Source organism: Streptomyces sp. NPDC057543, assembly GCF_042801895.1.
GTDB lineage: Bacteria > Actinomycetota > Actinomycetes > Streptomycetales > Streptomycetaceae > Streptomyces.
This window is the reverse complement of record NZ_JBHVFF010000037.1, coordinates 26,492-41,063: the sequence shown is the minus strand read 5'-3', so window position 1 is coordinate 41,063 and position 14,572 is coordinate 26,492. Positions and strand designations below refer to the sequence as shown.

Below are 14,572 nucleotides of genomic sequence, written 5' to 3'. Positions count from 1 at the left end.
GACCCGGGTTGGGCGTCCTGCCCAACCCGCCCGAGGCATGCCTCGGGCCCATGCGTTCAATGACTCACGCGTTCACTTGCCTCACGCGTTCACTGTCCGGCCGCGTTGTCGTTGGCCTGGTTGTTGCCCGGTCGTCCGGAGCTCAGTCCGTCGCCCGGCAGGATCGGGGTCTCGCTCGGCGGCGGCACGTCCGGCGACTGGCTCGGCGGCGGCTCGGGCGACTGGCTGGCCGACTCGCTGGGCGGGGCGCTCGGGCTCTGCTCCGGCGGGGTCGACGGCTGGGACGACGACGGGTCCGGGCTCTGCGACGGCGAGGTGGTCGCCGGCGGGGTGGTCGGCAGGGTGACCTGGCCGCGCTCGACGTCCTGGAGGTCGAACCGGGCGCCGGAGCCTCCGTTCAGCGCGCCGAGGGTGTAGACCGCCCAGATCTGCGCGGGGAAGCCGCCACCGTTGGCCCGGCCGGAGTTGGCGGTGCCGGTGAGGCTGACCTGGCCGCCGCCTTCCTTGGGGGATTCGCCGAAGAGCGCCACGACCGTGGTGAGCTCCGGGGTGTATCCCGCGAACAGGGCGGCCTTGTTGTTCTCCGAGGTGCCCGTCTTGCCCGCCGCCTCATAGGCCGAGGTGTTGGCCGCCTGTCCGGAGCCGCTGTCCACGACGCCCTGCAGGACGGAGGTCACGGTGTCGGCCGACTTGCGGCTGATCACCTGGTCGCCGATGCCCTTGACCGGCTCGACCGTCCGTTCGCGGTTCTTGGCGGACTTCACGATGAACGGGGTGACCTTCCGGCCGTGGTTGTCGAGCGTGGCGTACGCGCCCGCCATGTCCCAGGTCGAGGCGTTCATCGTGCCGAGCGTGATGGCGGGGCGCTCGGGGAAGTTCTCGTCGGGCAGACCGAGCGACAGTGCGGTCTTCTTCACCGTGGCGGGGCCGACATCGACGACCATCTGCGCGAAGACCGAGTTGATCGACTTGTTCATCGCGGTCTGCACGGTGACGTTGCCGTAGCTCCGGTTGTCCTCGTTCTCCGGGTTGTACGGGGTGTCGCTGCCCACGACCGGCCGCTTACTGGTGCCGTCGTAACGGGTGTTGACGCCGATCAGGTCGCCGTCCTGGGTCTTCGACTCGTTCTCCAGCGCGGAGGCGAGCACGAGCGGCTTGAAGGTGGAGGCGGGCTGGTAGTCCTGGCGCGTGGCGTTGGAGATGTAGTGCTTGGTGTAGTCCACCCCGCCGTACAGAGCGACCACGGCGCCGGTCTTCGGGTCGACGGAGGTGGCACCCGCCTGGACGGTCGCGTCGACCTTGTTGCCCTTGCGGTCCAGCTTGGACTCCAGCTGGCGGTCGACCGCCTTCTCCAGCGCCTTCTGCCGCTTCTTGTCGATGTTGAGGGTGAAGGTCCAGCCGCCGGCCTGCCGCATCTCCGCGGTGATGCCCTGCTTGTTCAGCTCCTTGTTGGCCGCGTCGACGAGGTAACCGGTCTGGCCCTCCATGCCGGGGGCGGGCTTGGGCTTGTCCGGGTAGGGGAACTTCAGGGCGTCGCGCTCGGACTTGTCGAGCCAGTGCATCTCGACCATGTTGTCGAGCGTGTAGCCCCAGCGGTCCTTGACGAGCTTCTTGCCGGTCGGCGTCGCGGTCGCCCAGTCGTACTGGCTGGGCGCCTGGAGCAGCGCGGCCAGGTAGGCGCCCTGGGAGACGTTGAGGTCCTTGGCGTCGACCCCGTAATAAGCCTGCGCCGCGGCCTGGATACCGCTCGCGCCGCGCCCGTAGTACGCGGTGTTGATGTACCCGGCGAGGATGTCGCTCTTGGTCTTCTTCTGGTCGACCTTGAGCGAGATCACCAGTTCCTTGAGCTTGCGACTGATCGTCGGGTCCTGCGTCAGGTAGTAGTTCTTCACGTACTGCTGGGTGATGGTCGAGCCACCCTGCTTGCCCTTGCCGCTCAGGGTGTTGAGGAGGCCGCGCGCGGTGCCCTTCAGGTCGACGCCCTTGTCGTCGTAGAAGGTCTTGTTCTCGGCGGCGACGAAGGTGTGCTGCACCGCCTTGGGAACCTCGGCGAGGTCGACGATCTGGCGGTTGACCCCGTCACCGGTCCGGGCCAGCACGGTGCCGTCGCTGTACTGGTAGACGTTGCTCTGCCGCTCGGCCAGGGCGTTGGCCTTGGGTATGTCCACGTACATGTACAGCGCCACGAAGGCGCCCATGATCAGCAGGCAGAACCCGAAGAACGTGCCCAGCATCTTCCGCCAGGTGAAGAGTCTGCGTATGCCGCCGCTCTTCGCGGCCCGCCGCGACCCATGCCGCTGGGCTCGTCGCGCATCCGCTCGACCCATCTCTGTGTTGCTCCCGATTCTCTGCTCGACCAGATCAGCTCAGCCCAGCCAGCTAACACCGTCGGCGAGGACAAAAGGCAAGCGATGCAGTCTTTTCCGGACGTGACAATCAGCACCTGTTCTCTAGGGAACCGACTCACCAGGGGCGCTCAGGGTTGCGAATCCCAGTAATGTGTAATCACATTGCTAGCACCGAGTCAGTCTCCGCCGGCTACGGCCGGCCTTTCGAAACGGGGGGATTCCATGCCCGACCAAGGCAATCCGCACACTGTGTCCACGCTGACCGCCGACCTCACGCCCGACGCCCCCGAGATGCCCGAACCGCAGGTGAGAGAGGTGACGGCGCACAGCATCCCCGGCGGCGTCGGCCTGCTGCTGACCGTGATCGGGCTGATCGCCGGCATCGGCCTGGCCATCGTCGGCGGCGTCGTCGGCTCGAACGGGAACAACGGAGTGGGCGTCCCGGTCTGCATCTTCGGGATCCTGCTCACCATCGCCTCGTTCTTCTGCATGACGGGTGTGAAGATGGTCGCACCGGGCGAGGCGCGGGTGATACAGCTCTTCGGCCGGTACGTCGGCACGATCCGTACCGACGGTCTGCGCTGGATCAATCCGCTCACCAGCAGCCGGAAGATCTCCACCCGGGTCCGCAACCACGAGACCGCGGTCCTGAAGGTCAATGACGCCTACGGCAACCCGATCGAGCTCGCCGCGATCGTCGTCTGGAAGGTCGAGGACACCGCGCAGGCGCTCTTCGAGGTCGACGACTTCCTGGAGTTCGTCGCCACCCAGACCGAGGCGGCCGTCCGGCACATCGCGATCGAGTACCCGTACGACGCCCACGAGGAGGGCGGCCTCTCGCTGCGCGGCAACGCGGAGGAGATCACCGAGAAGCTGGCCGTGGAGCTCACCGCCCGGGTGCAGGCCGCCGGTGTACGGATCATCGAATCGCGCTTCAGTCATCTCGCGTACGCGCCCGAGATCGCCTCCGCGATGCTTCAGCGCCAGCAGGCCGGCGCGGTGGTCGCGGCCCGGCAGCAGATAGTCGAAGGCGCGGTCGGCATGGTCGAGATGGCGCTGACCCGGATCGCCGAACAGGACATCGTCGAGCTGGACTCGGAACGGAAGGCCGCCATGGTCAGCAATCTGATGGTGGTGCTGTGCGGCGACCGCGCGGCGCAGCCGGTCCTCAATACGGGCACTCTCTACCAGTGACGGAAGACCAGTGACGGAAGAGACCCCCGGGCACAGGCCGCCGCAGCAGCGCAAGCAGATGCTGCTGCGGCTGGACCCCGCGGTGCACGACGCACTGGCCCGCTGGGCCGCCGACGAGCTGCGCAGTGCCAACGCCCAGATCGAGTTCCTGCTGCGCAGGGCGCTGGCGGAGGCGGGCCGCCTGCCGGGCACGGCCCGCCCGATCCCTCGCCGGGGACGCCCCCCGAAGGACAGGCCGAGCCGGTCCGAGGAGTGAGGGCGGGCATCCGGAGGCCGTGTCCGGGAGCCGGCGTCCGGGAGGGGGCTGGGCCCGGACCGAGGGCCCAGGAGTCCGCAGGCCGGGTCCGGGAGTCTGCTGACCACGTCCGGTAGCCGGGGTCCGGGCGTCCGGAGGCCGGGTCCGGGAGCAGGGGGTCCGGGGTCCGGGAGGGGGCCGGGCCCGGACCGAGGGCCCAGGAGTCCGCAGGCCGGGTCCGGGAGTCTGCAGACCACGTCCGGAAGCCGGCCGTCCGGGCGTCCGGAGGCCGAGTCCGGGAGGGGGCCGGGCCCGGACCGAGGGCCCAGGAGTCCGCGGGCCGGGTCCGGGAGTCTGCAGACCACGTCCGGTAGCCGGGGTCCGGGCGTCCGGAGGCCGCGTCCGGGAGCCGACGTCCGGGAGGGGGCCGGGCCCGGACCGAGGGCCCAGGAGTCCGCGGGTCGAGCCCCGGAGCCGGAGGCCGGGCCCCGGAGCCGAGGGCCCGGGAGTCCACAGGCCCGACCCTGGAGCCAGGAGTCCGGAGGCCGGAGCCCCGGTATACACGCGAGGTATACACGCCGTGTACAGTGCTGCGCATGTCTATCGGCCACACCTTGCTCGGGCTCCTGGAGTCCGGGCCCCGCCACGGCTACGACCTCAAGCGCACCTTCGACGAGAAGTTCGGCCATGACCGCCCCCTGCACTACGGGCAGGTCTACTCGACGATGTCCCGGCTCCTCAAGAACGGCCTCGTCGAGGTGGACGGCGTCGAGAGCGGGGGCGGCCCCGAGCGCAAGCGGTACGCCATCACCGAAGCTGGCATCACCGACGTCGGCGCCTGGCTCACGCAGCCGGAGAAGCCCGAGCCGTACCTCCAGTCGACGCTCTACACCAAGGTCGTCCTCGCCCTGCTCACCGGCCGCAGCGCCGAGGCCCTGCTGGACACCCAGCGCGCCGAGCACCTGCGTCTCATGCGCATCCTCACCGACCGCAAGCGCAAGGGCGACCTCGCAGATCAGCTGATCTGCGACCACGCGCTCTTCCACCTCGAAGCCGATCTGCGCTGGCTGGAACTGACCTCCGCCCGGCTGGACCGGCTCGCCGCGGAGGTACGCGCATGACCCCCGCCGGTTCCCTCCTCGTCGCCGACAGCCTGTACAAGTCGTACGGGTCGACGCCCGCGCTCGACGGCGCCTCGTTCTCCATCCACCCCGGCGAGGTCGTCGCCGTGATGGGCCCGTCCGGCTCCGGCAAGTCGACCCTGCTGCACTGCCTCGCCGGAATCGTCACCCCCGACAGGGGCACGATCACCTACGCGGGCCGCGAGCTCTCCACCATGTCCGACGCCGAACGCAGCGCCCTGCGCCGCACCGAGTTCGGCTTCGTCTTCCAGTTCGGCCAGCTCGTCCCGGAGCTGACGTGCGTGGAGAACGTCGCCCTGCCACTGCGGCTGAGCGGCACCAAGCGCAAGGCCGCCGAAGCCGCCGCCCGCCACTGGCTGGAGCGTCTGGAGGTCGACACCATCGCCGCCAAACGCCCCGGCGAGGTCTCCGGCGGCCAGGGCCAGCGGGTCGCGGTGGCCCGTGCGCTGGCCGCCTCCCCAAAGGTGATCTTCGCCGACGAGCCGACCGGCGCCCTGGACTCCCTCAACGGCGAGCGGGTCATGGAACTGCTCACCGAGGCGGCCAGGTCCGCCCATGTCGCCGTGGTCCTGGTGACCCACGAGGCCCGGGTCGCCGCGTACTCCGACCGCGACGTCACCGTGCGCGACGGCCGGGCCCGTGACCTGGAGCACGCGCTGTGACCCTGCTCGACCACAAGAACGCCCCGGCCGAGGCAGCGCCCCGCCCCACGACCGGGCCCACCGGCTTCACCGCCCTGCTGCGCGACCTCGGTCTCGGCATCCGGTTCGCCTCGTCCGGCGGGCGCGAGGGCTGGATCCGCACGCTGCTGACCGCCGTCGGTGTCGGCCTCGGCGTGACGCTGCTGCTCGTCGCCGCGTCCGTACCGCACATGCTCGACCACCGCTCCGCGCGCGACCAGGCCCGCTCCGAGACCAAGATCTCGGATTCGCCCGACGCCCGGGCCGAGAAGTCCGACACGTCGGTGCTACGGATCAACGCGGAGACCGAGTACCGCGGCCGTACCATCGGGGGCTTTCTGATGCGTGCGGACGGTACGCATCCGGTCGTCCCGCCGGGCGTCGGGCACTTCCCCGGCGCGGACGAGATGGTGGTCTCCCCCGCCCTGAAGGAACTGCTGGCCTCCCCCGAAGGCAGCCTGCTCAGGGAGCGGCTGCCGGACCGGATCACCGGCACGATCGGCGACGCGGGCCTGATCGCCCCCGGCGAGCTGTTCTTCTACGCGGGCAGCGACACCCTGACCCCCTCCGACGGCGGCCACCGGATCGCCGGTTACGGCGACCCGGGCCCGCCCGAGCCCATGTCGCCGATCCTCATCGTGCTGGTCATCATGATCTGCGTCGTGCTGCTTGCGCCGGTCGCGATCTTCATCGCGACGGCCGTGCGGTTCGGCGGCGACCGCCGCGACCGCCGACTCGCCGCGCTGCGTCTGGTCGGTGCGGACATCCGGATGACCCGCCGGATCGCGGCCGGCGAGGCGCTCTTCGGAGCGGTGCTCGGCCTGCTGTTCGGCCTCGCCTTCTTCCTGGCCGGGCGTCAGCTCATGGCCTACGTCGAGGTGTGGAACGTCAGCGCCTTCCCGGCGGATCTGGTCCCCGCAATCTGGCTGGCGGCACTGATCGCCGTCGCGGTTCCCGTGGCGGCGGTGCTCGTCACGCTCGCCGCCCTGCGTTCCGTGGTGATCGAACCGCTCGGCGTCGTACGCAACGGTCGCGACCGCGGGCGCCGGCTCTGGTGGCGGCTGCTGGTGCCGGTCGCCGGACTGGCGGTGCTCGGGCTGACCGGCAAGGTCGACGAGTTCTCCCCGGTGAATCCGTATCCGATCGCGGGCGGCGCCGTACTGGTCCTGGTCGGGCTCGCGCTGCTGCTGCCCTGGCTGGTCGAGGCGTGCGTGAACCGGCTGCGCGGCGGCCCGGTGCCCTGGCAGCTCGCCACCCGCAGGCTCCAGCTGAGCAGCGGGGCGGCCTCCCGCGCGGTCAGTGGCATCACGGTCGCGGTCGCCGGCGCGGTGGCGCTGCAGATGCTGTTCGCCGCGGTGGGCGACGAGTTCAACCGGATGACGGGGCAGGACACGAGGCGCGCCCAGTTCTACACGTTCTCCGAAACCGTCACGGGTGACGCGGCCGCCGAGACCATCAGGAAGTTCCGGGCCACCAAGGGCGTGACCGGGGTGATCGGGATGGTCGAGACGTACGTCGTCAAGCCGGGCACGTACAAGGGCGACGACGTCCAGCCCACCACCTCGCTGACCGTCGGAGACTGCGCCACCGTGCGCGAGATCGCCCGGGTCGACTCCTGCAAGGAGGGCGATGTGTTCGTCGTCCATCCCCCGAACGACAAGGAGATGTCCGACTGGATGGACCGGACGGCCCGCAAGGGCAAGCCGGTCGAGCTCAACTACGAGGCGGGTTCGGGACCCGGTGAGAAGTCGAAGCTGTGGACCCTGCCCGCCGACGCTCCGACCGTCGTCGCGCGCAGTGACCCGATGGGCAAGGACCACTGGGGCATCGTGGCGACCGTCGGTGCGATCGACCCGAGGACCCTGCCCCACGCGCAGACCAACGCGCAGATCCAGGTGGACCGGAGCGTCGAGGACGTCGCCGAGTACGTGCGGAACACGGCGGCCGAGCTCGACCGGGGTATGCGGATCGTCGCCCTGACCTCGGTGACCCGCGACCGCCAGTACGCCAGCGTCCAGTCCGGCCTCCGGGTCGGCGCCACCGCGACCCTGCTGCTGATCGCCGCGGCGATGCTCGTCTCGCAACTGGAGCAGCTGCGCGAGCGCAAGCGCCTGCTCTCGGTCCTGGTCGCCTTCGGCACCCGGCGGACCACGCTCGGCTGGTCGGTCCTCTGGCAGACCGCCGTGCCCGTGGTCATCGGCCTGGTGGTCGCGGTCGCGGGCGGCGTCGGCCTGGGCGCGGCGATGATCTGGATGATCGCTAAGAAGGTGACCGAGTGGTGGCTGTTCCTGCCGATGGTGGGGGCGGGCGCGGCCCTGATCCTGCTCGTCACCCTGCTGTCGCTGCCGCCCCTGTGGCGCATGATGCGCCCGGACGGCCTGCGCACCGAGTGACGGCTCGGTAGCCGCAGGGGTGCGGTCCCTCGGGGCCGCACCCCTCACACCTTCCCCGTCACCCGTACCGGCAGCACCCGCATCGCCTCCCGCAGCGCCGCCGCGAACTCCTCGAACTCCTCGTGCCGCGCCGCCCCCGTCCGCATCGCCAGCGCCACCCGCCGCGACGGTGCGGGCTCCCCGAAGTACCCGGTGACCAGCGCGTCGTTGCGGACGGTCTCGACCGTCACCGCGGTCCGCGGCAGCAACGTCACGCCGAGCCCGCCGGCCACCAGCTGCACCAGCGTCGAGAGTCCGGCGGCGGTCGTGGTGACCGGTGCGCCCTCCGTACGCCCCGCCTCCCGGCATATGTCGAGCGCCTGGTCGCGCAGGCAGTGGCCCTCGTCGAGCAGCAGCAACGGCAGCTCGCGCAGGGCCTCGCGCGGAATGTCGGTGCGCCCGCCCAGCCAGTGGTCCCGCTCCATCACGAGCACGAAGTCCTCGTCGAAGAGCGGGAGTTCGCTCACCCCCGGCACCCCGAGCGGCACTGCGAGCAGCAGCAGGTCCAGCCTTCCCACGGCCAGCCCCTCCAGCAGCGAGGAGGTCTGCTCCTCGTGCACCTGGAGGTCGAGCTCCGGGTAGCGTTCATGGACGAGCCGCAGCACGGTCGGCAGCAGATACGGCGCGACGGTCGGAATCACGCCGAGCCGGAGCACTCCGGTGAACGGCGCCCGGACCGCCTCGGCCTCCTCCATCAGCTCACCGACGGCCTCCAGCACCACCCGGGCCCGCACCGCGAGCCGCTCCCCGGCCGGCGAGAGCAGCACTTTGCGCGTCGTACGCTCGATGAGCTGGACACCCAGTGCCTCCTCCAGCGCGGAAACGGCTCCGGAGAGTGCCGGCTGACTCATCCCGATTGCTGCCGCCGCATCCCTGAAGTGCAGATGTTCGGCGACGGCCGCGAAGGCGCGGAGCTGCGACAGGCTGGGCTGTTTGGTCCGATTGCCCTGATTACTCTGCGCCACTGATAGGCACCTCCGATCATCACGACCGAGTGTAGCTATTTCCGCGATCAATGCACTCTGTGCCAAGGTGGGGACCGTCCAACCCTCAGGAACTCCCGTAAAAGGGAATTCCTACGCTGCAAGGAGAGCGCGTGCTCACTGTCGGTGACAAGTTCCCCGAGTTCGACCTGACTGCTTGTGTTTCGCTGGAGAGCGGCAAGGAGTTCGAGCAGATCAACCACAAGACCTACGAGGGCAAGTGGAAGATCGTCTTCGCGTGGCCGAAGGACTTCACCTTCGTGTGCCCCACCGAGATCGCCGCCTTCGGCAAGCTGAACGACGAGTTCGCCGACCGTGACGCCCAGATCCTCGGCTTCTCCGGTGACTCCGAGTTCGTGCACCACGCCTGGCGCAAGGACCACCCGGACCTGACCGACCTGCCTTTCCCGATGATGGCCGACTCGAAGCACGAGCTCATGCGTGACCTCGGCATCGAGGGCGAGGACGGCTTCGCCCAGCGCGCCGTCTTCATCGTCGACCAGAACAACGAGATCCAGTTCACGATGGTGACCGCCGGTTCCGTGGGCCGTAACCCCAAGGAGGTCCTGCGGGTCCTGGACGCCCTGCAGACCGACGAGCTGTGCCCGTGCAACTGGACCAAGGGCGAGAGCACCCTCGACCCGGTCGCGCTCCTCTCGGGCGAGTGAGCTGACAGCGACATGGCACTCGACGAACTGAAGGCCGCCGTTCCGGACTTCGCCAAGGACCTGAAGCTGAACCTCGGTTCGGTCATCGGGAACAGCGAGCTTCCGCAGCAGCAGCTCTGGGGCACCGTCCTCGCCTGCGCGATCGCCTCGCGCTCGCCGAAGGTGCTGCGCGAGCTGGAGCCGGAGGCGAAGGCCAACCTCTCCGCCCAGGCGTACACCGCCGCGAAGTCGGCCGCCGCCATCATGGCGATGAACAACGTCTTCTACCGGACCCGACACCTGCTGTCGGACCCCGAGTACGGGACGCTCCGTGCGGGCCTGCGGATGAACGTCATCGGCAACCCCGGCGTGGAGAAGATCGACTTCGAGCTGTGGTCGCTCGCGGTCTCCGCGATCAACGGCTGCGGCCAGTGCCTGGACTCCCACGAGCAGGTGCTGCGCAAGGCGGGCGTGGATCGTGAGACCATTCAGGAAGCCGTCAAGATCGCCTCGGTGATCCAGGCGGTCGGCGTGACCCTCGAAGCCGAGGCCGTGCTCGCCGAGTAGGACCAGCGGTACCCCTTGTACGAGAAGGGCCCCGAGGACGACCGACCGTCCCAGGGGCCCTTCTTCTGTTCACTTGGCGGTTTTGTCGCCCGTTCACTTGGCGGTCTTGTCGCCGCGGTCCTCGTCGTCGCCGTGGTCGATGTCCTCGGCCGGCGAGCCCGGCGCGGGCGTCGGAGCGACGTCGAGCGCGGACGCCCCGTGTGGCGACGGAGCGTGCCGCAGGGCTTCCTCCTGCCCGTACGCGCGCAGATAGCCGACCGCCGTATTGGTGACCGCCACCAGCGGCACCGCGACGACCGCTCCGCCGATGCCCGCGATCATGCCGCCCGCGGCGACCGAGAGGACGACGGCGAGCGGATGCACCCGTACCGCGCGTCCCAGGATGAACGGCTGCAGCACATGCCCCTCGATCTGCTGCACGGCGAGCACCACGACCAGCACCATCAGCGCGGTGAACACGCCCTCGGTGACGAGCGCCACGACCACCGCGAGCGCCCCGGAGATCACCGCGCCGACCAGCGGGATGAAGGCGAAGAGGAAGATGAAGACGGCGAGGGGCACCGCCATCGGCACCTTCAGGAAAAAGATCCCGAGTCCGATGAATATCGCGTCGATCAGCGCCACGACCACCGTGCCCCGCACATAGGCGGTCAGCGTCCGCCAGGCCCGCGGCCCGGCACCCGCGACACCCGGCCGGGCCTGCGCGGGCACCAGTTTCAGCACCCAGTGCCAGATCCGCTTCCCGTCGTACAGCAGGAAGAGCGTCGAGAACATCGCCAGCAGCATCCCGGTGAGGAACTCCACCATCACGGTGACGCCCTGCAGTCCGGCGGAGGTGATCTGTTCGGTGTTGGTGCCGATGGTGTCGCTGAGGTTCTTCGCGACGTCGTTGATCTGCTGCTCGGTGACATGGAAGGGGCTGTCGAGCAGCCAGTTCTTCAGGTCGTCGATACCCGTCCGCACCTTGTCGGAGAGGGTGTCGATGTTGTCCATGACCTGCCAGACCACGAACCAGCCGACCAGCCCGATGATGACGAAGCCCAGGATCGCGGTGACCGCGGTGGCCAGTCCGCGCGGCAGACCGTACGCCTTCAGCCGGGCGACGGTCGGCTGCAGCATCGCGGTGACGAGCAGCGCGGCGACGAAGGCCAGAACGACCAGCTGTACGGCGCTGATGACCCGCATCAGCACCCAGAGCGTGCCCGCCAGGACGAGCAGCCGCCAGCCGGCCTCGGCCGCGACCCGCATGCCCCAGGGGATCGCCGCGACCGGATCGGGCCGGGCGGCCACGGAGGGGGCGTACGCGGGCGGCGGCGGCACACGATCACCGGCCGCGGTGTCGGGCCGGGCCGCCTCGTCCGGTACGGCGCCGGCTCTCGCGCGTACGGCGGCGGGCACCGGCGGCTCGACGGGCCCGGCCTCGCCCCCCTCGGCCTCGACCCTGCGCTGCTCCAGCCGCTCGCCCAGGTCGGTCAGTTCGGCGCCCAGACGGCCGAGCCACCCCGGTAGTTTCGACATGGTCGTTCCTTTTCCCCCGTGATCTCTCCCCACCGCTCCCCCGCCGAGCGGTCCGGACCGACCGTACACGCGCGAAGCCCCTCACCGCAGGACGGCGAGGGGCTTCGCGAGGTCGAGACCGGGATCTCGGCACGTTCTAGTACCAGTGGTTGGCCTGCCAGAAGGACCAGGCACCGCACGGGCTCTGGTACTTGCCGTTCATGTAGCTGAGGCCCCACTTGATCTGGGTGGCCGGGTTGGTCTGCCAGTCCGCGCCGGCGGTCGACATCTTCGAACCGGGCAGCGCCTGGACGAGGCCGTAGGCGCCCGAGGACGGGTTGCTCGCCCGGTAGTTCCAGGTCGACTCGTGGTTCACGATGTTGCTGAAGCACTGGAACTGGTCGGCCGGAACGATCTGCCGCGCGATCGCCTGGACTTGAGCCACGGTGTACGAGCTCTGCTGGGCGAACGTGGAGGCGCTGCGGATCTCGGAACGACTGGCGCGCTCGGCCGCGTCCTTCTTGTCCTGGCGCTCCTTCTCCAGCTTGGCCTCGGCCGCCTGCTTCTTCGACTTGGCGTCCTTGGCAGCCTGGATGCGGGCCGCTTCCTCCACCGACCTCTTCGCCGCCGCGTCGGCCGCGGACGCCTGGGCGTCGGCCTGCTGCGTCAGCGAGGCGGTCTGCACCTGGGCCTGCTGGCCCGCAGGGATGTCGGCGAGAAGCGTCGTGTCGGCTGCGGCCGCCTCGAAGTTGTTGTCGTCGGCAGCGGGAGTGCTGCCCGAGGCAACGCCTACGACGGCGCCGACGGTGGTGACCGCGGTGGCTGACGCCACGGCGAACCCCCGGACCGAGATCCGGCTCACACGGTGTCCTTCCAGCATCGCCCGCTTAGGTGACCTCGCGGACGCAATCGTGCCCCTGGCGCTGGCCTCCCTACTGCTTGGGTCACGGGAGGCACGGACCCGGTGGGCGACTCCCCGGAGGGAGTGCCGCGTGGTGCTCGCGGGCGGCATACGGACGGCGGTTGTTGAGTTGTGTGGTGCGTGGCACCTCTGGAGGTGCGGGTGTGCCGTATGCGGGGCCTGACGGAAGCAAGACTCTGCCGGAACGGCACGCCGGGAAGCAATTCTCCGTTGCGTGTGAAAGGTCACACCTCGTTCGGAGCAAGTGATTTACGGAATCACCACCGCAGCACGGTGCCGCCCGGCTAAGCTGCTGCGCTCGCCGGGCGGCACCAACTGTCGTATCCCCTATCAGATGTGGCCGTCCTCCAGCATTTCGGTCACCAGCGCGGCGATCTGCGAGCGCTCGGAGCGGGTGAGCGTGACGTGCGCGAAGAGCGGATGCCCCTTCAGCTTCTCGACCACGGCGACGACTCCGTCGTACCTGCCGACCCTGAGGTTGTCCCGCTGGGCCACGTCATGCGTGAGCACCACCCGGGAATTTGCCCCGACCCGGGACAGCACGGTCAGCAGGACGTTCCGTTCGAGGGACTGCGCCTCGTCGACGATCACGAAGGCGTCGTGGAGCGAGCGGCCCCGGATGTGGGTGAGCGGCAGGATCTCCAGCATGCCGCGCCCCAGCACCTCCTCGATCACCTCGCGTCCGGCGACCGCCGAGAGCGTGTCGAAGACGGCCTGAGCCCAGGGACTCATCTTCTCGGCCTCGGTGCCGGGGAGGTAGCCCAGTTCCTGTCCGCCGACCGCGTACAGCGGGCGGAAGACCATCACCTTCTGGTGCTGCCTGCGCTCCAGGACGGCTTCGAGACCGGCGCAGAGCGCCAGCGCCGACTTGCCGGTGCCGGCCCGGCCGCCCAGCGACACGATGCCGACGTCCTGGTCGAGGAGGAGATCGAGCGCGATCCGCTGCTCGGCGCTGCGGCCGTGGATGCCGAAGACCTCCCGGTCACCGCGCACCAGGCGCACATTGCCGTCGGCGGTGACCCGGCCGAGCGCCTTGCCGCGTTCGGACCGGAGGACCAGTCCGGTGTGCACCGGCAGTTCGGCGGCTTCGGGTACGTACAGCGTCTCCTCTCCGTAGAGCAGGTCCACCTGCTCGGCGGCGAGGGGCAGTTCCGACATCCCCGTCCAGCCGGAGTCGGTGATGGCGAGTTCGGCGCGGTACTCCTCGGCGAGGAGGCCGACCGAGGACGCCTTGATGCGCAGCGGCAGGTCCTTGGAGACGACCGTGACGTCGTACCCCTCGGCCTGGAGGTTGCGCGCGACCGCGAGGATCCGTGAGTCGTTGTCCCCCAACCGGTAGCCGGCGGGCAGTACGCCGGGATCGGAATGGTTGAGTTCGACGCGCAGGGTCCCGCCCAGATCCCCGAGCGGGATCGGGGCGTCCAGCCGGCCGTACCGGGTGCGGAAGTCGTCCAGCAGGCGCAAGGCCTGGCGGGCGAAGTACCCCAGCTCCGGGTGGTGCCGTTTGGCCTCCAGTTCCGTGACCACGACGATCGGCAGCACGACTTCGTGCTCGTCGAACCGGGCCATCGCGTTCGGATCGGCCAGCAGGACGCTGGTGTCGAGAACATAGGTGCGCCTGTCGAGCATGCGGCGCTTCGTGCTGGTCACCACGGAAGGACGTACCCCCTCGGACGAGGTTGGGGTGCGACGGCGTCGCGGAGCATCCCAATGGGAGAGGACGGACCGGGCTGCGACCCCGATGCACGGGCCGAGCGCCGGCCCTCCGCGTCGGACGCACTGTACGTACGGGCCTTCGTGTGCAAAGGGCCTCCCGGGCGAGCGGACTCCATGCCGCTCACTGGACACGACATCCGCCTGGTTGGCGACCGGACGTCGACCTGTCAGGGGTATTCCCTCGAACACGCGAAGCCATGCCGCCCCGG

12 protein-coding genes are annotated in these 14,572 nt (G+C 69.7%); 7 read left to right on the top strand and 5 right to left on the bottom strand.

All coding sequences use genetic code 11. The features are described 5' to 3' along the window. Positions 1-89: 89 nt before the first annotated feature. Positions 90-2,327 carry a transglycosylase domain-containing protein gene (locus tag ACFU8Q_RS09555; protein WP_384450243.1) on the bottom strand — a complete coding sequence of 746 codons (2,238 nt, stop codon included), beginning with the start codon at positions 2,325-2,327 and terminating at the stop codon, positions 90-92. 243 nt (positions 2,328-2,570) lie between these two features. On the opposite strand from ACFU8Q_RS09555, the gene ACFU8Q_RS09550 reads away from it, so the two are divergent. From ACFU8Q_RS09550 to ACFU8Q_RS09530, 5 genes are all read left to right on the top strand, one after another. Further along, positions 2,571-3,542 carry an SPFH domain-containing protein gene (locus ACFU8Q_RS09550; RefSeq protein ID WP_384450240.1) on the top strand — a complete coding sequence of 324 codons (972 nt, stop codon included), beginning with the start codon at positions 2,571-2,573 and terminating at the stop codon, positions 3,540-3,542. 58 nt (positions 3,543-3,600) lie between these two features. Further along, entirely contained in the window at positions 3,601-3,798 is a 198-nt protein-coding gene (locus ACFU8Q_RS09545; RefSeq protein WP_384450252.1) for a hypothetical protein, read from the top strand. A 575-nt stretch (positions 3,799-4,373) separates the two neighbouring features. Further along, positions 4,374-4,898: a helix-turn-helix transcriptional regulator gene (locus ACFU8Q_RS09540; RefSeq protein ID WP_384450238.1), complete on the top strand. Its 525-nt coding sequence runs from the start codon at positions 4,374-4,376 to the stop codon at positions 4,896-4,898. Next, positions 4,895-5,581 (top strand): ABC transporter ATP-binding protein, encoded by a 687-nt coding sequence (locus ACFU8Q_RS09535; protein ID WP_384450235.1) that lies wholly within the window; start codon positions 4,895-4,897, stop codon positions 5,579-5,581. The genes ACFU8Q_RS09540 and ACFU8Q_RS09535 overlap by 4 nt, the downstream gene beginning before the upstream one ends. Continuing rightward, positions 5,578-7,992: an ABC transporter permease gene (locus ACFU8Q_RS09530; protein WP_384450232.1), complete on the top strand. Its 2,415-nt coding sequence runs from the start codon at positions 5,578-5,580 to the stop codon at positions 7,990-7,992. The genes ACFU8Q_RS09535 and ACFU8Q_RS09530 overlap by 4 nt, the downstream gene beginning before the upstream one ends. A 44-nt stretch (positions 7,993-8,036) precedes the next feature. Here ACFU8Q_RS09530 and ACFU8Q_RS09525 read toward each other — a convergent pair whose 3' ends face one another. Further along, the gene (locus ACFU8Q_RS09525) at positions 8,037-8,996 is read right to left on the bottom strand and encodes a hydrogen peroxide-inducible genes activator (protein WP_384450229.1); all 960 of its coding nucleotides are present in this window, start codon (positions 8,994-8,996) and stop codon (positions 8,037-8,039) included. 131 nt (positions 8,997-9,127) lie between these two features. Here ACFU8Q_RS09525 and ACFU8Q_RS09520 point away from each other — a divergent pair, with 131 nt between their 5' ends. Then, positions 9,128-9,682 carry a peroxiredoxin gene (locus ACFU8Q_RS09520; RefSeq protein ID WP_366693254.1) on the top strand — a complete coding sequence of 185 codons (555 nt, stop codon included), beginning with the start codon at positions 9,128-9,130 and terminating at the stop codon, positions 9,680-9,682. A gap of 12 nt (positions 9,683-9,694) precedes the next feature. Further along, entirely contained in the window at positions 9,695-10,228 is a 534-nt protein-coding gene (locus ACFU8Q_RS09515) for an alkyl hydroperoxide reductase (RefSeq protein WP_384450226.1), read from the top strand. 93 nt (positions 10,229-10,321) lie between these two features. On the opposite strand, the gene ACFU8Q_RS09510 is transcribed toward ACFU8Q_RS09515, so the two are convergent. The 3 genes from ACFU8Q_RS09510 to ACFU8Q_RS09500 form a co-directional block, all read right to left on the bottom strand. Next, entirely contained in the window at positions 10,322-11,746 is a 1,425-nt protein-coding gene (locus ACFU8Q_RS09510; protein ID WP_384450224.1) for an AI-2E family transporter, read from the bottom strand. Positions 11,747-11,882: 136 nt separating this feature from the next. Further along, the gene (locus ACFU8Q_RS09505; RefSeq protein ID WP_384450221.1) at positions 11,883-12,587 is read right to left on the bottom strand and encodes a lytic transglycosylase domain-containing protein; all 705 of its coding nucleotides are present in this window, start codon (positions 12,585-12,587) and stop codon (positions 11,883-11,885) included. Positions 12,588-12,977: 390 nt separating this feature from the next. Further along, positions 12,978-14,300 (bottom strand): PhoH family protein, encoded by a 1,323-nt coding sequence (locus tag ACFU8Q_RS09500; RefSeq protein WP_384450218.1) that lies wholly within the window; start codon positions 14,298-14,300, stop codon positions 12,978-12,980. Positions 14,301-14,572: the final 272 nt, after the last annotated feature.

Excerpts from the sequence above, each read along its gene's own strand:
- ACFU8Q_RS09510 (WP_384450224.1), bottom strand. The coding sequence starts at position 11,746 with ATGTCGAAACTACCGGGGTGGCTCGGCCGTCTGGGCGCCGAACTGACC.
- ACFU8Q_RS09550 (WP_384450240.1), top strand. The coding sequence starts at position 2,571 with ATGCCCGACCAAGGCAATCCGCACACTGTGTCCACGCTGACCGCCGAC.
- ACFU8Q_RS09535 (WP_384450235.1), top strand. The coding sequence starts at position 4,895 with ATGACCCCCGCCGGTTCCCTCCTCGTCGCCGACAGCCTGTACAAGTCG.
- ACFU8Q_RS09540 (WP_384450238.1), top strand. The coding sequence starts at position 4,374 with ATGTCTATCGGCCACACCTTGCTCGGGCTCCTGGAGTCCGGGCCCCGC.
- ACFU8Q_RS09545 (WP_384450252.1), top strand. The coding sequence starts at position 3,601 with ATGCTGCTGCGGCTGGACCCCGCGGTGCACGACGCACTGGCCCGCTGG.
- ACFU8Q_RS09515 (WP_384450226.1), top strand. The coding sequence starts at position 9,695 with ATGGCACTCGACGAACTGAAGGCCGCCGTTCCGGACTTCGCCAAGGAC.
- ACFU8Q_RS09555 (WP_384450243.1), bottom strand. The coding sequence starts at position 2,327 with ATGGGTCGAGCGGATGCGCGACGAGCCCAGCGGCATGGGTCGCGGCGG.